At 56.2% G+C, this 20,202-nt stretch carries 16 protein-coding genes; 2 read left to right on the top strand and 14 right to left on the bottom strand.

The window, feature by feature from the left end:
• Positions 1 to 88 precede the first annotated feature (88 nt).
• The 7 genes from FHT76_RS35935 to FHT76_RS35905 all read right to left on the bottom strand — a co-directional run bounded on the left by FHT76_RS35935 (position 89) and on the right by FHT76_RS35905 (position 8,889).
• Positions 89 to 1,684, bottom strand: a complete 1,596-nt coding sequence (locus FHT76_RS35935; protein WP_259186448.1) for a GMC family oxidoreductase — start codon at positions 1,682 to 1,684, stop codon at positions 89 to 91.
• Positions 1,684 to 3,180 (bottom strand): aldehyde dehydrogenase family protein, encoded by a 1,497-nt coding sequence (locus FHT76_RS35930; RefSeq protein ID WP_183864804.1) that lies wholly within the window; start codon positions 3,178 to 3,180, stop codon positions 1,684 to 1,686. The genes FHT76_RS35935 and FHT76_RS35930 overlap by 1 nt, the downstream gene beginning before the upstream one ends.
• Positions 3,181 to 3,239: 59 nt before the next feature.
• The gene (locus FHT76_RS35925) at positions 3,240 to 4,262 is read right to left on the bottom strand and encodes a zinc-binding dehydrogenase (protein ID WP_259131994.1); all 1,023 of its coding nucleotides are present in this window, start codon (positions 4,260 to 4,262) and stop codon (positions 3,240 to 3,242) included.
• Between the two features lie 19 nt (positions 4,263 to 4,281).
• Positions 4,282 to 5,217 carry an ABC transporter permease gene (locus FHT76_RS35920; RefSeq protein ID WP_246712807.1) on the bottom strand — a complete coding sequence of 312 codons (936 nt, stop codon included), beginning with the start codon at positions 5,215 to 5,217 and terminating at the stop codon, positions 4,282 to 4,284.
• 15 nt (positions 5,218 to 5,232) lie between these two features.
• Complete coding sequence (locus FHT76_RS35915; protein ID WP_183864801.1) at positions 5,233 to 6,738, bottom strand: sugar ABC transporter ATP-binding protein; 1,506 nt, start codon at positions 6,736 to 6,738, stop codon at positions 5,233 to 5,235.
• Positions 6,739 to 6,745: 7 nt separating this feature from the next.
• Entirely contained in the window at positions 6,746 to 7,708 is a 963-nt protein-coding gene (locus FHT76_RS35910; RefSeq protein ID WP_259186432.1) for an ABC transporter permease, read from the bottom strand.
• Between the two features lie 71 nt (positions 7,709 to 7,779).
• Positions 7,780 to 8,889, bottom strand: coding sequence for a sugar ABC transporter substrate-binding protein (locus FHT76_RS35905; RefSeq protein ID WP_183864799.1), 1,110 nt, complete (start codon positions 8,887 to 8,889; stop codon positions 7,780 to 7,782).
• Positions 8,890 to 9,122: 233 nt separating this feature from the next.
• On the opposite strand from FHT76_RS35905, the gene FHT76_RS35900 reads away from it, so the two are divergent.
• Positions 9,123 to 9,761 carry a TetR/AcrR family transcriptional regulator gene (locus FHT76_RS35900; protein WP_259131987.1) on the top strand — a complete coding sequence of 213 codons (639 nt, stop codon included), beginning with the start codon at positions 9,123 to 9,125 and terminating at the stop codon, positions 9,759 to 9,761.
• A 286-nt stretch (positions 9,762 to 10,047) separates the two neighbouring features.
• On the opposite strand, the gene FHT76_RS35895 is transcribed toward FHT76_RS35900, so the two are convergent.
• The 7 genes from FHT76_RS35895 to FHT76_RS35865 all read right to left on the bottom strand — a co-directional run bounded on the left by FHT76_RS35895 (position 10,048) and on the right by FHT76_RS35865 (position 19,099).
• On the bottom strand, positions 10,048 to 10,548 hold the full coding sequence (locus FHT76_RS35895; protein WP_183758941.1) for a helix-turn-helix domain-containing protein: 501 nt from the start codon (positions 10,546 to 10,548) through the stop codon (positions 10,048 to 10,050).
• A 380-nt stretch (positions 10,549 to 10,928) separates the two neighbouring features.
• A complete protein-coding gene (locus FHT76_RS35890) occupies positions 10,929 to 12,863 on the bottom strand; it encodes a beta-galactosidase (protein WP_259186428.1) in 1,935 nt (644 codons plus the stop codon).
• Positions 12,863 to 13,957, bottom strand: a complete 1,095-nt coding sequence (locus FHT76_RS35885; protein ID WP_259186426.1) for an ABC transporter ATP-binding protein — start codon at positions 13,955 to 13,957, stop codon at positions 12,863 to 12,865. Before FHT76_RS35885 ends, FHT76_RS35890 begins: the two co-directional genes overlap by 1 nt.
• Positions 13,958 to 13,960: 3 nt before the next feature.
• The gene (locus FHT76_RS35880) at positions 13,961 to 16,051 is read right to left on the bottom strand and encodes an alpha-galactosidase (protein WP_259186424.1); all 2,091 of its coding nucleotides are present in this window, start codon (positions 16,049 to 16,051) and stop codon (positions 13,961 to 13,963) included.
• On the bottom strand, positions 16,048 to 16,899 hold the full coding sequence (locus tag FHT76_RS35875) for a carbohydrate ABC transporter permease (protein ID WP_259186423.1): 852 nt from the start codon (positions 16,897 to 16,899) through the stop codon (positions 16,048 to 16,050). Before FHT76_RS35875 ends, FHT76_RS35880 begins: the two co-directional genes overlap by 4 nt.
• Complete coding sequence (locus FHT76_RS35870) at positions 16,899 to 17,807, bottom strand: carbohydrate ABC transporter permease (RefSeq protein ID WP_259186422.1); 909 nt, start codon at positions 17,805 to 17,807, stop codon at positions 16,899 to 16,901. The genes FHT76_RS35875 and FHT76_RS35870 overlap by 1 nt, the downstream gene beginning before the upstream one ends.
• 59 nt (positions 17,808 to 17,866) lie before the next feature.
• On the bottom strand, positions 17,867 to 19,099 hold the full coding sequence (locus FHT76_RS35865; protein ID WP_183758929.1) for an ABC transporter substrate-binding protein: 1,233 nt from the start codon (positions 19,097 to 19,099) through the stop codon (positions 17,867 to 17,869).
• 131 nt (positions 19,100 to 19,230) lie between these two features.
• Here FHT76_RS35865 and FHT76_RS35860 point away from each other — a divergent pair, with 131 nt between their 5' ends.
• A complete protein-coding gene (locus FHT76_RS35860; RefSeq protein ID WP_183758927.1) occupies positions 19,231 to 20,148 on the top strand; it encodes a helix-turn-helix domain-containing protein in 918 nt (305 codons plus the stop codon).
• Positions 20,149 to 20,202: the final 54 nt, after the last annotated feature.

The following is a 20,202-nucleotide window of genomic DNA, read 5'->3' as shown; positions in this document are numbered from 1 at the left end:
GCTCCGGCGTTGGCGTGCTGAGTCGGTGTTATTGCGCAGGTGGTCGCGCGTAAGGTAGCCGGCGGCAACGGGCCGCCGGCTACGAAGTTCATCGGTTGCCGCGTATCAAGTCCGAAGCCCGTTCCGCAATCATGATCGTCGGCGCATTGGTGTTCGATCCCACCAGAGAAGGCATAGCGGAGCTGTCGCAGATACGGATTCCCTCCAATCCGTGGATGCGAAGCTTGGGATCGACAACGGACATCTGATCTACCCCCATCTTGCAAGTGCATGTGGGATGGTAGGAAGTACGGCCGAAGCGCCGCGTATAGTTTTCGAAGTCTGCCTGAGTCTTGATGCTATCGTCCGGGAAGCGCACTACCCTAACGAACTTTTGAAGCGACGGCTGGCGCATGATCTCGCAACTAATCTTCACGCCCTCGACTGCGATGCGAAGGTCTTCAGGGTCCGCAAGATAGTTGGGATCGACAAGCGGTAGATCGCGAGGGTCGGCAGATCGGAGGGTTACGCTGCCACGGGATTTCGGCCGGAGTACGTAGCTGTTGAGTGTGACGCCGGACGAACCCTTTGGTACCGAGGGAACACCGGCCTCGGCGCCGGCCCCCGCTAGGAAGTGAAATTGCAGATCAGGTCGCGTCTCCGATTTGTCGCCGAACCAGAAGGCGCCGCCCTCGACCACATTTGAAGTCACCGGGCCGGAGTTGAAGAGAGCGTACTGCAGGCCGGCCCACATCATCCACGGCAGAGCATTGTACTTGTCCAGACTGTCACGGGTTTTGATCTCGGCGACGATGTCTACCCCGAAGTGGTCGCTGAGATTCTGGCCCACGCCGGGCAGATCATGGACGACAGTGACGCCTACCGATCTCAGATGGTCGGCCGCTCCCACGCCGGATTGCATCAATAGCTTGGGGGTACCGATTGCTCCGGCGGTCAGGATCACCTCGGAACTGGCTCTTGCAACATGCGTCCGGCCGTTCAGCAGGTATTCGATACCTACCGCGCGGCTTCCCTCAAACAGAATTCGCAGGACAAAGGCGTTTGTGACGAGCTTGAGGTTGGTACGATCAAGAACTGGCTTGAGGTAACCGACAGCGGCGGAGCAACGACGATTGTTGCGGGTTGTTATCTGATAGATCCCCGACCCATCCTGACGCTCTCCATTGAAGTCCGGGTTATAGGGGATCCCATACTCCTGGCAGCTTCTTGCGAAAGCCTTCGTCAGGATATTCGGTTCGGGGATGTTCGATACACCCAGCGGTCCATCTGCTCCGTGGAGCGGACCGGAGAACACGGCGTTGCCTTCTGCCTTCAAAAAGTACTTTTGGATCTGGCTGAAGTTCCAACCCTCGGCCCCCTCCTGCTCCCAACGGTCGTAGTCTGAGGGATGGCCGCGAGTGTAGACTTCCGCGTTGATCGACGAACCTCCACCCAAGACCTTCGCCTGGGCGTAGGGTATGACACGATTCATCGCATGTTTTTGCGGTACGGTTTCGAGACCCCACGTGAGGGGTCCCGTCGTCATTTTCGCAAAGCCCACCGGCATGTGAATGAGCGGGTTCTTGTCACGGTCGCCCGCCTCGATCAAACACACGGTTGCCGAAGGATCTTCGGAAAGCCGGGTCGCAAGAACGCAGCCTGCCGAACCGCCTCCGACGACGATGTAATCGAACACCTTATCCATCATGAAATCCAGGGCTGGCGCTTTGCCAGGTCGACATGGACGGATTTGATCTGCGTGTACTCTTCGACGCCGTAGATCCCGGCCTCGCGTCCCCAGCCGGACTGCTTGAAGCCGCCGAGCGGCATCTCCGGTCCGCCTGCCATGATGGTATTGACCCAGAAGCGGCCCGCCTTTACGCGACGTGTGACACTGAGCGCCTTGCTGACGTCCGACGTCCAAAGACTTGCGGCCAATCCGTAGACCGTGTCGTTGGCGATCTGAACCGCCTCGTCCACAGTTTCAAAGGTAAAGCTGGACAGCACCGGCCCGAAAATTTCGTCCGTCGCAATCTGCATGTCCCGGCTTACGCCGCTGAATAGCGTCGGCTGAATGTACTGTCCGCCTTCATGGTCGAACACCGCGCCTCCCACCAACACCTTGGCGCCGGCGGACCTTCCCTTTTCGATGTAGTCGAGGATCGTCTTGTTCTGCGCTTCAGTGGTGATCGCGCCAACCTGCGTGGCCGGATCCAGAGGATCGCCGACAATGATCTTCTTCATCTTCGCGGCTAGCAGTTCCTCAAACTCCTGGGCGACCTTGGCCTCCACGATAAGCCGGCTGGACGAGACGCAGCACTGGCCCGTGTTGAAAGAGATTCCGAACGCAGCAGCGTCGGCGGCAGATTCAAGATCTGCATCGGCAAAAACGATGATCGGGTTCTTGCCACCAAGTTCCAGACCAAGCTTCTTGAAGTTGGAGTCTGCAGCCGCATGGACGCAGGCACGACCGACCGTGGTCGACCCCGTGAAAGAGATCATGTCGATGTCGGAGTGTTCCGTCATCGCCTGACCGATCGTCCGTCCCGAACCCGTGATGACGTTGTAGGCGCCGCGCGGCAGCCCGGCCTCGTCGAGGATCTCCGCAAGGAGAAGCGTCGTGACGCTGGTCACCTCGGAGGGCTTCACGACAAGAGTGCAGCCGGATGCAAGAATGAACGGAACGCGCTCGCAAAGGATCAGGAAGGGGAAGTTCCACGGCGTTATAAGACCCACGACACCGATCGGCTCGCGCAAGACCATCCCAAACAGGTTCTTTCCGAGATTGTTGAAGCTGTCTCCGTGGAGCGCGCGTGCGGCACCTGCCCCCGTCTCGAAGCATGCGATGCAGTGATCGATTTCGCCAAGCGCCTGAGAGATAGGCTTGCCGTTTTCCAGCACCTCCCAGTACGCTACCTCTTCGCGGCGCCGCTTCATGATTTCCGCTGCGCGAAGAAGGACGCCAGCGCGTTCAGCGCCGGAAATGTCCGCCCACGATCCGTTTTCGAAAGCTCTCCGAGCCGCGGCAACGGCATCGTTCAGGTCTTCGACGGTGCATCGTACGGTACGCGATACGGGAACGCCGTGGCCGGGCGAGGCCCGTTCGAACCGCTCGTCTCGGCCTTTCCATTGGCCATCGATGAAATAGCCGAATTCTTTTGGTTCGGCCGGAAGGCGGTGCCTTGGTGCAAGCTGGTCCATTATTTCCTCCATCGTCTATTTCATCGCTTAACGGCGAGCTAGATTTATCAGAACGTTACTTATGCCACTTGGAGCTGGGTTTTAAGATCGTGAATTCTTGTCGGCAGGCTCTCGAAAGCTTCCTGTATCTGGCCGATCGGAAATACCGCGCCTGTAAAGCGCCTCAGATCGAAACGTCCGCTTGCCAGCAGCTTTAGCGCCTGATGCATGTCTTCTCCCATCGCCGCCACCGAGCCCTTCAGGCCGTTTTCCTCAAGCACTGTTGTGAGAATTGGAACAGCAACTTTGTCCTGAGGCCCGGTGATGCCAAAGAAGGCCACGTGACCGCCCTTTCGAATGAGGTCGAAAGCGAGCTCGTAGAGCTTGGGCAAGCCGACACTCTCGATGACGAAGTCGGCTCCGATGCCGCGGGTCGCCCGAAAGACTTCGCCCTTCAGGAGTGCCGGGTCTGAGATCGCGACGTCGGCGCCGGCCTCAAGCGCGGCCGCGCAACGTTCGGACGAGAGATCGAAGACAACGATGGGTGCGGCCCCAACCAGCCGCATCATCTGGACATGAAGATTCCCAACAGGACCCGCGCCGAGCACTACGACGGAGTCGCCGATGCCGACGCCAGCTTTCTTGGCTGCTCTGACGACGCACCCGACGGGCTCGGTGAGAGCAAGGGCTTCCGGCGGTACGTCTTCAGGTGCTGGGATTACCAGCCTGGCCGGAACTGCCACGTATTCTGCAAAGGCGCCATCTCGGCTTATCCCGATCTGCTCGACTTCGGCACAGTTGAGGATTTCGTTGCGACGGCACCAGTAGCATGCCCCGCAGCCGATGTTGATGTCCGCAACCACTGACTGGCCGATTTCCAAGTTCCGGACGCCCTCACCTTTCTCCGCTACGAACCCGCAGAACTCATGTCCGGGGATCATCGGAAGGGCTTCGGCCGCGTAACGCCCGTGGAACATGTGAATGTCGGTCCCGCATATCCCTACCTGGGCGACCTTGACGAGAACGTCCTCGCGGCCGATTGGCGGAACCGGCACGTCGCGCAGTTCGAAGCGCCCAGGCTCGACCAGAACCGCGGCTCTCATGGTTTCACCCGCATCCATCTCACTTCACCGTCTTCAGCTTGGACCGGTCGATCGTCAGGGCAATCGCTATGATCAGAACGAGGCCAAAGACCATCTGCTGCTGCGTGGCTTCGATGCCGAAGTAGAGCATCGAGGAGCGAATTACGGCAACGATCATCGCGCCGATCGCCGTGTTGAGAACGCCTCCGACTCCGCCTGTGAGTGGTGTGCCGCCCACCAGAACCGCTACGATCGCGGGGAGAAGGAAGCCGTTGGCAATAGTAGGCGCGCCTCCCGACAGCTTCACCGCAAAGAGCAGACCTGCGATGGCTGCAAATCCCCCTGATATCGCAAAAGCGAGGATCTTGTAGAAACCAACGTCGACGCCCGATGCCGCAGCAGCAGGTTCACCCGCCCCTACTGCCTTGAACACCCGGCCAAGCCGCGTGCGGCGCTCGATGAACAGGCAGGTCAGAAGGAGACCAGCAGCTATGAAAAGCTCGTTTGGAACAATTCCGACATGACCGATCATCCAGCCGAAAGTCTCGTCTCGCTGCGTCGCATCCATGTTAAGCGCTCGTTGACCCGACAGCCACTGGGCTACCGAGAACGCGAGACCACCAACTGCAAGGGTGCTGATGAACGATGGCACGAAGAGGCGCGTTGTCGCATACCCGGAAATCATGCCAAGCACGAACCCACAGGCTATGCAGAGGACGCCAACCCATGCACCAAGGCTTGCCAGGTAGACGGAGGCGATGACGGTTACCATGTTCGCCATCGATTGCGCCGACAGGTCAATCCCGCCGATGTAGATCGCGAAGGTCAGTCCAAGCGCCATTATAAACAGGGGCACGATGTCGCCCGCGAGTTCCAGCAGGTTCGTGAGTCTCAGGAAGTCCGGGTTTGGTATCCCGACGATCGCAAGAAGCGCCACGAGCGTAATCCAAGGGAGATGAGGTTTTAGCCGGTTCATGTTCATTTCGAGACCTCAGATCATGTAATGCAGAAGGTCGAAGAGCGAGGGCTTCGAATCTGTCTGATACGGGAACGACTTCGTCACGCGCCCGTCCTTGATGACGACGATCGTGTGGGCAAGACCGATTGCTTCCTCCAAAGTGTCTGCAACGAGCACGATACCGACGCCTTGGGATGACATATCCCGGACCATCTCGTACACGTCCTCCTTTGCGCCAATGTCGAGCCCGCGCGTGGGGTGATCGAGCAGCATGATATCCGATCCGCCTGACCTCCACTTTGCCAGCACCACCTTCTGCTGGTTCCCGCCCGATAGATTGCCGCAGTCGGCATATTCGGAATGCGCCTTGATCGACAGCTTCCGGATCCAGTCGCGCGCAAGCGATCGCTCCTCCCCAACCCTCATGACGCCCGCGTTGGACCTGCGTCCGAGTTGCGAGAGAGTCATGTTCTCGTACACGTTCATCCCGGCGACGATGCCCTCGACCTTGCGCTCCCTCGGAACGTAACCGAGGCCCATGGCGACCGCGCGCATTGGGTTGAATCGGGATGGCGACTTTCCTTTGATTCTCAACCGCCCCTTGGTCGGAGACAGCATCCCGTAGATCGCCCTCATGATGCCTTCGCGTCCCGAACCCTCCGTACCGACCAGGCAGACGACTTCGCCGGCGTGTACCTTGAGCGATACGTCACGGACTTTTCCGGGCAGCGAAACGTTGTCAAGTTCAACGAGGACCTTTGACGCGTCGTACGGCACCTGCTTTGTCTCGCGATAGTATTCGCGATCGATATTGCGTCCGACCATCTTGTGCTGGATGGCGTCTACGTCCGCGTCGCCGCTCTTGACCACGTCCACAACGTGGCCGTCCTTCATGACGTAGACGCGGTTACTCAACTCCATGACTTCGTCCATACGATGGGAGACGAAAATGAAGGAGGCGCGTGTGGTCAGCTCGCGTACGAGCTTGAAGAGCAGCTTCACCTCTTCCTGGCTCAGTACGGAAGTCGGCTCGTCGAGCAGGATGATGAGGTCGCCCTTTACGCGCTCCTCGAGCGTCAGTACCTTTGCAAGTTCGACCAGCTGTCGCTGCGCGAACGAAAGCTTAGACGTCGTGGTCGCTGGATCGATATCTAGTTTTACTTTCGCCAGCTGAAACCGCGCCGCTTCCGCCATCGCCCGCCAGTTGACCACGCCCGCCCTTGTGAACTGCGCCTCGTAGCCAAGGAAGATGTTCTCCATCACGCTCAGATTGGAGATGAGAGACTGTTCCTGGAAGACCATGCCGATGCCGTGTTCCATGGCCTGGCGCGGGTTGGCGAACCGCACCGCCTTGCCGTTGATGGTCACGTGGCCGGAGTCGGGTTGGTAGGCGCCGTAGATCACCTTCATCAGGCTCGATTTGCCTGCGCCGTTCTCGCCGACGAGGCCGACAATCTCGCCGCGCCCGATCTCGAAGTTGACGGCCTTGAGCGCATGTACGCCGGGAAACCGCTTGTCGACTGCTTTCAACTGAAACATGACAGCCTCACTTCACGAAGGAGATCGAGTAGCGGTCGGTGGAAAGCACGACCGATAGGATGACGAGAGCCCCCAGCACGCCCTGCTGCATGAAATCGGGCAACCCGATAACGACCATGCCGTTGTTGATCACCCCGACGATTAGAACGCCAACCAGCGCGTTCCAGACGCCGCCTATTCCGCCCCACAGCGCGACGCCGCCTACCACTACCGAAGTGATTGATACGAACATGAAGTTAGCGCCCGTGATCGACTCCGCCTGACCGATGCGGCCAACGACCAAGATCGCTGCCAACGCGTAAAAGAGCCCAGCCAAGCCAAAGCCCAGGATGCGTACCCTTCCCACGTTGACGCCTGAAGCATGAGCAAGGTCCTCGCCGCCGCCCACCGCATAGAAGTTTCGGCCGAGGATCGTGTAGCGCTCGATGAACCAGGCTACCAGAAGACCGAGCAACGCAACGTATACCATGATCGGAAAGCCGAGGAAGCGAACGGTCAGCATACCGCGGAAGATGGGATCGGACACCTTCACTATATCGCCCCCGGTCAGAAGGATGCCGGCACCGGTCCCTATAAAGCCCATGGCAAGACTTGCCATGAAAGACGGTATTCGAAGGCGTACATGCACGAGGCCGTTCACGATTCCAATCAGCCCGCCGATCAGCAGCGCCAATGGGATGGCAATCCAGCCAAGTCCGGCGAGCGATCCACCCAAGGCCGCGAAAATGTAGGCGAACAGCACGGCGGTGAGTGTCACCGCTCCTTCCATGGACAGGTCTATCGACCCCATAACGATGATGAACGTAACGCCGACGGCGACCATCAACGCGGGGGCCGCCGCAACGGCAATACGTGAAAAGTTCCGGACGGAAAAGAACGTTGGATTGATGGCTGTGAACAGGATCACAAGGGCTACGAGCACCAGCAGGGGCGCCCACTTAATAAAGTTCTCTCGCGATACCGATACCATCGACCGCTCCTCCACCTCTATCCAAGAACTAAGGCTGCGCACCCACTCCCAGCGCGCGCAGCCAACCCTTATCAGCCGCTGTACTTGATCTGCCCCTTGGTCGGGGTCCAGAAGTCTTTCCAGTCGTATTTCGGCGTCTGGTCCATGTACTTTGTCTTGAAGTCGGCAGCGTCCTTCTGGGTGATCAGGATCGTCGGGCCGTAGAACTCGCGATGTTCCTTAGGCTCTTCCGACGGCTTGAACGCGCCGGTGGCAGCGTAGTATGCGAGCGCGGCGGAAATGCCACCACCCCAATGAGGATTGGTGAACACCGTCGCGAGCAGTTTCCCTTCCATGACGAGCTTCACGGCGTCCGGATTGCCATCGTAGGAAACGATCGGCATGTCGTCGATACCCTCGGCACGCAGCGCCTCGATGACGCCGTAGGCGATGTTGTCATTCGCGCAATGCACGCCCTTGATCTTGTCGCCGTAGCGGGTCAGGAAGGACGACATGAGTGCGGCCGCCTTCTGGGTGTCCCAGTCGGCCGGCTGCGCGTCGAGGATCTCGATCTTCGGGTATTCCGCAGCCGCTTTCTTGAGGCCAGCCAAACGCTCGATGGCAGGATTGTTCGCCGCGATGCCGCCGAGGTGGACGACGCCACCTTCGCCTCCAATCGCTTCAAAGAGGATCTTCGCCGTCTGGGACGCCGGCTCGATGTCGGACCATGTCATGTGGCTCACGTAGTTGTCGCCGAAATCCCAAGGATGCAGGTCGTCTGTCTTATTCCAGATCGTCGAAATGTAACCACCGGCCGCCTTGACGGCCTCGACGACGGGACGTGCATTGGGGCTGTCGTTGGCGTCGCAAGCGATAGCGCATTTGCCGTTGTTCTTGGCGAGGAACGCCTTGATATCCGCGAGTGACTTTTCTGACGAACCTTCGTTGATCAGGCTCACAAGATCGCCCTTCTGCTTTCCGATGGATTCGACGAACGCTTCGCCGCCGGAGACGATAGCGTTCCAATAAGCGTTCGCGCGGTCACGGTAGCTCCAGCCGATCGCCGGGTCGCTGATTGCGGCGCGGGCGGCACCACCAAGACCGGGCACCATAAGTGCCCCGGCCCCAACTGCGGAAGCGAGCATGAAATTGCGGCGCGAGACCATCTCGCGTTCGATGAAGTCCTTGATAAAGGTCGACATGACTTTCCTCCCGTTACGGTCAAAAATACGTCGTTGAGAAGCCGCCGGCGCGCCGTTCTCGAGACGCTGGCCATCGAAGCTTTTCCTCGAAACGCACTAACCAGTTACTTGGTAGTGGGGGTGTTCGTCAAGTCCAAACTGTTGACGCCCGTCTACTTTTATGCACCAACTGGTTCGTGTATATTGACGTCTGGTTGCATCATTCTCTCGGAGACGAAGCATTGGATACGAAAATGAAAACAGCAAAGACGGTCAAACCCCCGCGGGACGCGGAAGCGACAAAAGCGCGCATTCTGGAGGCCGCCAAAAAGGAATTCGCCCGCAACGGCCTCGCCGGAGCACGAGTTGATGTGATCGCGGAGCGATCGCTCAACAACAAGCGCATGTTGTACCATTACTTCGAGAGCAAGGATAAGCTCTTTCAGATGGTTCTGGAGCAGGCTTATGTCGATATCCGAACCGCGGAGCAGAAACTCAACCTCGAGGCTCTGGATCCCAAGGAAGCCCTCGAAACTTTCGTCAGGTTCACCTGGGGCTACTACCTTAAGCACCCGGAGTTTATCACCCTAGTCAACAGCGCCAACCTCCATCGCGCAAAGCACCTGAAAGGCTCGCAAGTCATCAAGGCTACCAACCGCAAGCTCGTCAGCCTCGTAACCGGAATCCTCGATCGCGGCGTCGAAGCCGGAGTATTCCGCAAGGGCATCGATCCAGTGCAGCTCAACATAACCATCGCTGCGATCGGATACTACTACCTCACCAACCGCTTCACCGGGTCCATCATCTACGAACGGGACCTGATGGACAAGGACGCGCTCGATCAACGAGTCGCTTTCAACGTCGAAACGATTATGAGGATGGTCTGCGCATAGCAGGCCTCACCTACTCCTTGTTCAACGCCGCTTGAGCACACGCCACGTCCTCGAAGTCCTGTGCCCCTACGGTCCGATGCCTCCGGCGACGACACCCTCACGTTTGATTGGCAAGCCGCCGCCCAAACAAGACGCCGCTCAAGGTTAGGGGTACACTCCCGGCCCTAAAGGACCGGGCTTCCCGTCCACCGGTGGCCACGGCCTCCGGCAAGGGGAAACGTTTGTCACCAAGCCGCCCGTGCCCCGCCGAGGGTTTCCGACTTGGGTCTGAGAAACCGACATCATCTCATTGCCGTTGCGCACCAGCGTTTTGTTCACCGGGTTCAACCCCGTCGGGAACGTTGACGGTTGCACGGGGCACATTCGCGTTGACGCGATCGGACATGTGCCTTGCAACTGGACGAGGCGTCGAACGCACGATGTATGCTCGCAAAAGCTCGATAATTGCGGACCTCGTCTTTTGGCTTGGGATTTTCGAAAAAGCGATATTGAGTTCCATCCCCTCTTTCGAATTGATACCACTAACAAACTCAATACCGTTGAAATCTCTGCGTGTGCTAGGTTCCGGAAAGAAATACGAAATCGGTACATTGAGGGCAGCAGCAATCTCAGACAGTCGACCGCTCCCTATTTGGCTGACCCCCTGTTCGTATTTCTGAATCTGTTTGGAAGCTATTCCCACTATCTCCGCCAGAGAAAACTGAGACATTCCCAGAGCCCTACGACGCTCTCGAATTTTTCCTCCGACCTCTAGGTCGACGGCTTGTGCTGACTTAGGTCTGGGCATTGACCGCTCCTAATTGCGCGACTGGCGAATTGCTACGTGCGCACAGCTGGCTCGGATCACTCACGTATTCGTGCTGTTAAGGCTGCGGACGGAGGGCAGCGCAACACCGACAGATAAGCGATTTATTTGGTCGACACATTCCACGTTAACCCGCAAAGCCCATACCAAAACTTGCTCTTTTCTGGAGCCGCAGGAAAAGCTCGGCTCGGTGCTAGCGCCGTTTCCACCGATAGCGTCGGGAAACGTCGCCGACCGTGAGAAACCTTTACCTCTCCATAATTGACATGGCATTGGCCGATCGTGGAGTTAGTGAGTAGTCCCGCTACCGTTGAACGACATACGAGCCGCACAATCCGCCATCGATTGCGCAGCTCTAAGACTCAGCGATACGCCGCCAGCGATTGAGGCAGCACGGCCTTTCCTCCAAGGATGAACTCACCTTCGAAGGGAAGATTCCACGTCTCCGAGCCATAGTTAAAAGCGAACGTCACCTCTCCCCGACGCCTCATCCTGATAGACTCTGGTAGTTCAAACGTTTGCACGTTTGCTTTTCCTGCCAAGAGAAGCACGACCTCAGACAAGAGTTGTTCGTCAGGCCAGCAGGAAAGATAGTGGTAATTTCCATTCCTTGTAAGCGCAGCGTCACCGTCAGAAAACCTGGAAAGGACTTCAGTGTCAGGAGAGCATGCGAGTTGCTCTTTCCACCGCTGGGCGGAGCCGCTCGCCGACCCTTCGACGTTGTAAGTCAGACCAGGCCGCAGGGACGAGACTTGCAACACTGCTGCCCCGACTAGACTTGCGAGTGGACCAGGGGGCAGATTCGCAGGAATCTTGAATTCTCGTGTACGAGATCCGGACCTCGGCCCAAAGAGAACTTGCCCATCAGCATTGTCGAATGCGGACTCCGCCGCGTCTGAGACATGCATGAGGCAAGGGACCAGGACAATCTTGTAACCTACTAGACTTTCACCCGGCCGCACAAAGTCAACGTCCAGCCCAAGCCGGCGCACCGCCTCGTACCACCTAAAAGCCAGTTCCTCAAAGCGGAAATCTTTCCCCTGCGGTTGTATGACGCTTCCAAAATAGGTTTCGTAGTCATAAACGATTGCAACGGGAGCCTTGGCCACCTGTCCCAAGGGCCCAACCACCGCTATTTCCTGTGCTGCCTTCTCTGCTTCAGTGCCGCCCGCTGACAAATCGTGCAGTCCTGGTAAATTCAGCCCCGCATGCATCTGCTCCTGAGCAAAAGGGGCTTGCCGCCAGCGGAAATAGCTTACGACTTCCGCTCCGTGAGCAAGCCCTTCCCAAGTCCACAGTCGCACCATGCCGGGCTTAGGAATGGGGTTCCAGGGAGCCCAATTCACCGGACCGGGTTGTTGCTCCATGATCCAAAACCTGCCTCTTCCGACCCCACGGTACAGGTCATGGTGGAACGCGGCAATATCGGGGTGAGATGTCTCAGCCCAGCGTGTCCGCTCCGCGTCACTGAACGGGAACTTTTCAACGAAACCGATTGGATAAGAATCCCATGACGCGAGATCGAGATTGTCCCCGACTTTCCAATGATCGAAGTCGTTTACGAACCCCATGAAATTGTGCGTAATCCAACGTCCTGGAGAATTCTTGCGGATGATTTCGCATTGCATACTGTCGTATGCCGCGACTTGATCAGAGTGGAAGCGCCAAAAGTCCATTCTGGCTGCGGGATTAGCCTCCGTCACAGTCAGGTTTGGCAGTGAAACATCTTCGAAGTTCTGGATTTCCATCGACCAGAACACCGAGCCCCAGGCTTCGTTCAGTTGTTCAGTAGACTGGTAGCGCAAACGGAGCCACTTGCGAAACGCCTTTAGATCCTCAGCTCCCCAGGAAAGTATCGTGTCGTGACAGCCGTACTCGTTATCAGTTTGCCAGCCGACCACAGCGGGGTGAGATCCAAAACGGGAAGTGACCGCTTCGACGATGCGCCTGGATTCCTCCCACCAACGCTGCGACGAGAAAGTGTAGTGACGTCGAGATCCGAAACCTCGAACCTTGCCCTGTTCATCGATGGGCGAGATTTCCGGGCATTCGTCCATAAGCCATTTCGGCGGCGTGGCCGTCGGAGTTCCAAGCACCACTTTGAGACCGTGCGAAGCAAGCGTATCGATCGCGCGCTCCATCCAGTCGAATTTGAACTCGCCGCGACGAGGCTCCAGCCGCGACCATGCGAATTCTCCGATACGGACGAAGGAGATGCCCAAGGCCTTCATCCTGCAAGCGTCGGTGTTCCACCAGCTTTCGGGCCAGTGCTCCGGATAATAGCATACGCCAAGCATTATTTCCTCAGGTCTCCATTCAGAATGGCCACGCCTTCGTCATCGAAAAGATGACAAGCTGAAGCCGTCAATTTGAGATCGATATTGTCCCCAGCCTTTGCATCGTTCAGACCATCGGACTTGACCGCGACTGACGAGCCGTTCGCAAGTTCAGCATAGAGCATCGTTTCCGAACCAAGGTGCTCGGCTAAAACGATGCGGCCCTTCAACAATGCCGCTGGTTCGCCCTGCTGATTGAGGTGCTCCGGTCGAATCCCCAAAGTTACCGGTGCTCTGCCGGTTGGGCGTTCCGTCGCAGGGAGCGCAACCTGCGCCCCTCCTGGAAGCGAAACAATGGTTGCGTCCGGGGAGAATGTGGCATCTGCACGAATGAAGTTCATCTTCGGTGAACCGATGAAACCAGCGACAAATACGTTTCTCGGCCGGTGGTAGAGGTCCAAGGGCGAACCTACCTGCTCGATTAACCCGTTTTGCAAAACCACGATTTTATCCGCCATTGTCATGGCTTCCACCTGGTCATGTGTGACGTAGATCATAGTGCTTCTCAAGTCTTGGTGGAGCCGGCTGATCTCAGTTCTCATCTGTACACGAAGCGATGCGTCCAAATTTGAAAGTGGTTCGTCAAAAAGGAAGACTCGCGGGTTTCGCACTATCGCTCTCCCGATCGCCACTCTCTGCCGCTGGCCACCAGAGAGTTGCGAAGGCTTGCGGTCAAGCAAACTCGAGAGTTGGAGCATATCCGCCGCAGCTTGTGTTCGAGTGCTGATTTCGGGCTTGGAGTGGCCCGTCATTCTCAAACCAAATCCAATGTTCTCAGCTACGGTCATATGGGGGTACAACGCATATGACTGAAAGACCATTGCGACTCCGCGTTGCGCCGATCCGACCCGCGTCATGTCCGACCCGTCAATCTTGAGTTCGCCGGAGGATATGTCCTCGAGCCCGGCAATCATCCTTAGGAGAGTTGACTTCCCGCAGCCTGAGGGTCCTACAAAGACGCAAAACTCTCCATCCTCGATGGTGAGGTTCACACCTTTGATCACTTGCGCAGCACCGAAAGCCTTTGTTACGCCCTGAAGGGTCACGTTGCCCATATTTTAATCCTCTAAAGCTTCAAATTCCAAAAGCATTGCGCTTTCGGGTCTTAGCATCGGTAAATGGAGGCCGACGGAAGCTATCGTTGCAGCAGTGAACGCAACTTTTCCTCCGAGCATATCGTCCTGACTTTGAGAAGTGCGCACAAACTCCGGCGTTAGAGGATGGACCCGCGCAATGCGCCACAGACGCCCGGCAGGACCTTGCAAGGCCAACTTGACCGGTGGTGGTTGTTCGCTAATCATCTGCGGGCCTTGGGCTACAAATGCGACTGCCAAATCCGGTCGGGTAGCGCCCCAAACGTAACGCCCATCGAGCGGCTCCTGCCTGAAATTGCTAGCCCCATCTGATCCGTGGAGTAGCGGCCTTAAGCGCTTATGTAGGGATATCCAAGACTTGAGTTCATTCTTCTCTTCCGCGGTCAATTCAAGTGGGTTCAATTCGACACCAAGATGGTAGCCGAGCGCCACAAGAGCTCGGAACGAAAGACTAAGGATTCTGCCTGTCTGATGATTTGGCGACGCTGAAATGTGCGCGCCAAGAACTTCGGGCGGTAAAAGTAAAGATGCGCCGCGCTGTATTTCGAGACGGTCAACGGCGTCCGTGCAGTCGGAAGTCCAGACGCGCTGCGCCCTGCCCAGTACGCCGAAGTCGATCCTGCCGCCACCAGATGCGCAGCTCTCGATCTCTACGCGGGGGAAAGAAGATCGGATGCGATCCATCAGACGATAGACAGCGTGGGTTTGCGCAGACGTCCGAGGTCGGCCATCGGTGCCGCCGACATGCGTCAAGTCGCGGTTCATATCCCATTTAATGTAGGATATTGGCTGTTCTGCAAGGAGACGCGACATCGTCAGGAACAGGTATTCGCTCACCTCGGACCGTGTCAAATCCAGGACGAGCTGATTTCTAGACAACAGGAGCGGACGTCCTTCAACGTGAAGTACCCAATCTGGATGTTCGCGGTAGAGTGTCGAAACGGGGTTGACCATCTCCGGTTCGAACCAAATTCCAAATTGCATTCCGAGATTGGTTACGTGATTAGCCAATTCCCGTAGGCCTGACGGGTATTTGCGCCGATCGACGATCCAGTCGCCCAAGCTCGTCGTGTCGTCGTCTCGTTGACCAAACCAACCGTCATCGAGAACGAACCGTTCAATTCCTAGCTCCGCCGCGGCATCCGCCTGCGATCTGAGAGAGGCAATCTTGTGATCGAAGTAGTTTCCTTCCCACGTGTTGAGGGTCACTGGTCTCTCGGACATTGCCCCGCCCGGCCAGGTTATGAGCTCCGTTCTGACGAACGAATGCAAATCCTCGGATCTCTTGGCGGCGTAGGCAGTCGGACTGACGTAGCTCTCACCGGGCCCCAATTGAATCTCGCCAGGCTCAAAGAGTTCGCCGAGATGGACCAGCCGTCGTCCATCATCCAAAGTGTCCACCGCGATCACGTGGTTTCCACTCCAGCCAAGGTGAAACACGAATTCCTCGCTTCCAACCCTTGTCGCGATGGTAGGGTATCGATCATGGGACGTCCGCCCCCGTCGGTTTTCCTGCAGCCAAATACCTGGATTGAGGTGAGCTTGTCGCTTCTGAAATTCCCTTCCCCACATTCCTGTGAGACTGGTGATCGTCCCTGGTCCCTCTGAAACCAGAAAACTGCCGGCCATGCATCGATCAAGCGTGTAGGAAGAGTTGCCTCTGTTGGTTAACTCGGTAGATGTCGTTAGTACGCTACATTGTGAAGCGGTTACGAGAATTGAGATCTCTATGCCTGCGACAGCATCGATGGCGTTTAGCCTGTGGGCGTTCCCGTCGCGCGCAATTCGCCAATTTTGGAATTGCAGGGTAAAATCTTTGCCGCCTCTATGTCCCGATATCGCCGGCCATCCGAAGAATCCCATCCCGGTTACTGGCAGAAGGACAGCAGATGGCACGGAAATATCCATGCCATTAACCCGGCTCGCGCGATGAACGGTGACTGCCGAGATTTCTTCGGCTACCGGGCCAAGATGGATAATCTCGGGCATACCAAATTCGGGTAGTCGGATAACGAGTGAAACCTGCCCGCATTCGATCGTATGGACATTCGTCATCCCTTTGTCGCTCCGAGTGTTAGACCAGCGATGAAATGGCGCTGCATAAAGAAGAACATAAGAACAGGCGGCAGTGCGGCTACGATCGATCCAGCAGATACCAAATGCCACGCGGCAACCCACTGGCCGTTAAGGCTGCTAAGCCCGGCGGTGACTGGCATTGCGCCGTCACCCTGTATAAGCACGGTAGCCCAAAAATAGTCGTTCCAAACAAATGTGAAGATCAAAACGGAGAGAGCTGCGATGGCCGGCCGCATCAAGGGAAGGACGATATGTATGAATATCCTGAACTCCGAAACCCCATCCACCCTGGCAGATTCGATTAGAGCAAAGGGCAGTCCCTTGATAAAGTTACGCATGAAAAGCGTACAGAAGCCGGTTTGAAACGCCACATGAAACAACACCAATCCGGTGATAGTGTCATACAATCCCAGTCTCAAAGTCAGGTCACGCACAGGGACCATCAAGATTTGGAACGGTATGAAGTTGCCGGCCACAAAAACAAAGAAAAGTAAAAGGCCTCCTTTGAATTTGTAGATCGCGAGAGCAAATCCACACAGACAAGACAGCCCAACTGCCGCGATAACCGTTGGAATTGTCATCTTGAACGAGTTGAGGATGTAGTGCCCTATTGGCGAATTGATGAAAACAGCTGAGTAATTTTCAAGCCCGGCAAATCCTGATGGCAGACCGAAGTAGTTGCCCGCAGCAAGATCTCCCGAAGGCCGTATGGACGTCAGGGCGACCCCAATCAGAGGTAAAAGCCACACCAACAGTGCAATTGGAAGAACTACTTGGTAAGCGATGGACGCCCCTCGCCCGGCCTTTTGTACAGGTGTCGGAAACATCAGGCGTTCCTCTCTTGGCGCAGCATTCGAATGATAAAGAACGTGATGAACACCATCATTATAAGGAAAAGAACGACTGCAATTGCCGCGCCGTATCCCATCCGGAACCCGTACTCGGAAAGCGCTTGTTCATACATGTAAAACGAGAGAACGCGGCTGGAACCATAGGGCCCGCCCGCCGTCATGACGGAGACGAGATCGAAGGAGCGCAGAGCACCGATTACTGTCACAACTATTGCGATGAAGGTTGCAGGTCGCAGCTGAGGCAAGACGATAAACCAGAACAGGCTCCACCCGGAGGCGTTGTCCATACGGCCAGCTTCGATTTGATCGGGGTTAATGTTGTTCAAGCCAGTGAGATAAAGGATCATACAATAGGCGATCTGTGGCCAAAGCCCGGCTGCGATGATGCCGTAAGTTACGAACCTCTCATCCGCCAGGATTGCAACCTCGGTGCCCGTGAGCGCCTTGATAAGCGCCGACAGCAGTCCGAAGTCGGGAGCGTAAAACCACGTGAAGATTAGGCCGACGACAACCTGACTAATAACAAAAGGAAAGAAAAATAGAGACTTGTAGATCCTAATTCCAGCTACGGTTTGATTAAGGAACATTGCCGCGGCTAACCCTGCTGGCACGGCAAGAAGATATAGGACGAGCCAAATGAGGTTGTTCGTTAGCGAGGTATAAAAAGCCTCGTCTGAGGCAAGCTCCACATAGTTTGCAATACCGATCCAAGTCTTCTGACCGAGACCGTCCCAATCATAGAAGCTGATCCAGACTGACTGAAAGATGGGAATGATTACATAAATGGCGAACATCAACAGACCGGGAGCAAGAAACAGCCATGGAGCCATTACGCGCTGATTTCGCTGCCAAAACGTCTGCTGATTGATAGACGATCTACCCATCTCGATACAGTCCTTATTGAGAAGTGCGGCTGCCGGACCCCAACCCGGCAGCCTTCCTATTACTTGTAGGCGCGAGCCCGGACTTTCTCCAGGCGTGCAAGGATAGCGTCGAGCTTCTCTGGCTTAACCATAAACTGCTGGAAACCTTCCATTCCCGCTTTTGCCATCTCTGCTGGCGCGTCACGATCGTAGAACTGCGCAAGTCCCTGTGCTGCGGATAGCATTTGGAAGCCTGCCTTGAGGAACTTGTCTTCGGGCTGAGGTGACTTGTTGTTCACGGGAAGTTGGCCAAGTGTAACGTTCATTTTAGCCTGGGCCTCCGGCGTAGCGAGATACGCAAGGAAGGTTTTCGCGTCCTCTTTGTTTTTCGCAGCCGCCGGAATATGGAAGGTGTCCGTAGGCGCTTCTTCGGCCGCCGGGAGACCTTCCGTGATGGTCGGGAACTGAAGGAAGCCAATTTGATCCTCCTTAAGGCCACCGTCCTTCATTGGAGCCACTGCGAAGTTACCCATCAGGTACATTGCAGCCTTGCCCTGCACGAACTGCGGGATCGCGTCCTGCCAGTCGAGAGCAGCGTGATTTTCGAGGAAATAACCGGGCTTCACCAGCTCTGACCACTTTTCAAAGACGGCTTTTACCTTGGGATCCGTGTAGGGCACCTGCCCGGAGGTCAACTTCATATGGAAGTCGTAACCGTTCACACGCAGATCGAGATAGTCAAACCAACCGCCGGCCGGCCATAGGGCTTTTGTGCCTATGGCAAAGGGCGTCACGCCGGCGGCTTTGAGTTTCTCGCTAGCGGCAAGAAGTTCGCTCCAGTCCTTCGGGGGCTCAATACCCTTGTCCTTGAAGATGTCTGCGCGGTAATAAATACCCCATTGATAATAGGTATATGGGACGCCCCACTTTTTTCCATCGATCGTCATTGCCGATGCGGCTGACTTCAGTTGGTCATCAAGCCCGTTGGCTTGCCAAACATCCGAAACGTCGGTGAAGAGACCGGCCTTTACAAACGGTTCCATACGATTTCCTGCGTACCACGCGACAACATCCGGGGCATCAGCCGTCAGGAAATTGCGGATCGCAGACTTATATCCTTCGTGGTCGAAGTTGTTCCATTTGACCTTGATGTCTGGATGTTTGGACTGAAAGTCGGCGATAAGCTCTTCCATTGCTTTCTTGGGCGCGGGATCGGAGTGGTCCGAGTTGAGCACGATTTCACCCGACAATGCCGCGGAAACGCCCATCGCATAGCTGAGCGCGACCGCGCCCAGACCAAAGAACTTCTTCATGGTTTACCTCCCGGTGTTGAACTGCAAGCCGCTCGCGCTTCTCTCCCACGCGAGTTCATTGCAAATGAGCAAGCAAACCTGTAAGTTTCTACCGACTTTTCGAAGATCACTTCCGGAATCCTAAGGTCCCCATGGTTTCATCATCATTCACTCGAAAAGAGGACGAGTCGGTACCTGTTCATGATGGATTGTCACGACATCCACTCGTTGTTTTCGGGGATCACAGATTTTGTGCGGGCGAGCGCTTGGACGTGCGGACCATGAGCGGCCCCCACATGCACAGCCAAGTTGAGCTGAACTTCGTGTTGGACGGTACGATAACTTATTGGTTCGACGGTAGGCTGCTGCAAATAAAAGCCGGCCAGCTTTGCCTGTTTTGGGGAATGGTTCCGCATCAAGTGATCGACATCAAGGAGCCGACGAGTTTTGTCTGCCTTTATGTACCGATGTCCGCGCTCATCCATCTCGGCAATAGGCAAGAGTTCCGCGATGCGATTTTTGCCGGCGGACTTATCGAAGCGCAAGTCGTCACGGCATATGACCGCCCGGTCCTGCTTCGGTGGCGCGACGAGCTACTCAGCGGCAATCTTGAACTAGAACAGATTGTTCGAGACGAACTCGTAGCTCGCATCAAGCGGATCGCTGTCGAGGGCTGGCATGATCTACGCCATCTGGGTTCCGCACTCGCCCTGCCATATCATCATGATGCTGACCGCCTCCCCAAGGTGGAGCAAATGCTACGTTACATCGCCGAAAACTGTCATAAAAAAATAAGTGTGAATGACGTGGGCGACGCAGCGGCGCTTCATCCAAACTACGCAATGTCGATTTTCAAAAAATCGGTAGGCATGACAATAAATCAAGCTATTACACGCCATAGACTGGACACAGCGCAGTCTTTGCTTATCGCGACTGAGTCGCCAGTTTCAAATATCGCCTTCGATGCTGGATTCGCTTCATTATCAACCTTTTATGAAGCGTTCGAAAAGAGATTTGGAGTGAAACCCAGAGATTACAGAAGCCGGTTCAAATCGGCGTCATCGCCATAGAAGGTCCGATTTCTCGAAAACGCTGCTCCACTTAAGAAGACGCCCTACATTTTA

It is taken from the genome of Rhizobium sp. BK176 (genome assembly GCF_024808055.1).
This window is presented reverse-complemented; position numbering and strand designations above follow the sequence as displayed.

Coding starts and splice junctions, on each gene's coding strand:
- FHT76_RS35920 (WP_246712807.1), bottom strand. CDS start 5,217: ATGAACCGGCTAAAACCTCATCTCCCTTGGATTACGCTCGTGGCGCTT.
- FHT76_RS35930 (WP_183864804.1), bottom strand. CDS start 3,180: ATGGACCAGCTTGCACCAAGGCACCGCCTTCCGGCCGAACCAAAAGAA.
- FHT76_RS35890 (WP_259186428.1), bottom strand. CDS start 12,863: ATGCTTGGCGTATGCTATTATCCGGAGCACTGGCCCGAAAGCTGGTGG.
- FHT76_RS35870 (WP_259186422.1), bottom strand. CDS start 17,807: ATGGGTAGATCGTCTATCAATCAGCAGACGTTTTGGCAGCGAAATCAG.
- FHT76_RS35910 (WP_259186432.1), bottom strand. CDS start 7,708: ATGGTATCGGTATCGCGAGAGAACTTTATTAAGTGGGCGCCCCTGCTG.
- FHT76_RS35895 (WP_183758941.1), bottom strand. CDS start 10,548: ATGCCCAGACCTAAGTCAGCACAAGCCGTCGACCTAGAGGTCGGAGGA.
- FHT76_RS35865 (WP_183758929.1), bottom strand. CDS start 19,099: ATGAAGAAGTTCTTTGGTCTGGGCGCGGTCGCGCTCAGCTATGCGATG.
- FHT76_RS35885 (WP_259186426.1), bottom strand. CDS start 13,957: ATGGGCAACGTGACCCTTCAGGGCGTAACAAAGGCTTTCGGTGCTGCG.
- FHT76_RS35925 (WP_259131994.1), bottom strand. CDS start 4,262: ATGAGAGCCGCGGTTCTGGTCGAGCCTGGGCGCTTCGAACTGCGCGAC.
- FHT76_RS35860 (WP_183758927.1), top strand. CDS start 19,231: ATGGTTTCATCATCATTCACTCGAAAAGAGGACGAGTCGGTACCTGTT.
- FHT76_RS35900 (WP_259131987.1), top strand. CDS start 9,123: ATGAAAACAGCAAAGACGGTCAAACCCCCGCGGGACGCGGAAGCGACA.
- FHT76_RS35915 (WP_183864801.1), bottom strand. CDS start 6,738: ATGTTTCAGTTGAAAGCAGTCGACAAGCGGTTTCCCGGCGTACATGCG.
- FHT76_RS35880 (WP_259186424.1), bottom strand. CDS start 16,051: ATGACGAATGTCCATACGATCGAATGCGGGCAGGTTTCACTCGTTATC.
- FHT76_RS35875 (WP_259186423.1), bottom strand. CDS start 16,899: ATGTTTCCGACACCTGTACAAAAGGCCGGGCGAGGGGCGTCCATCGCT.
- FHT76_RS35935 (WP_259186448.1), bottom strand. CDS start 1,684: ATGGATAAGGTGTTCGATTACATCGTCGTCGGAGGCGGTTCGGCAGGC.
- FHT76_RS35905 (WP_183864799.1), bottom strand. CDS start 8,889: ATGTCGACCTTTATCAAGGACTTCATCGAACGCGAGATGGTCTCGCGC.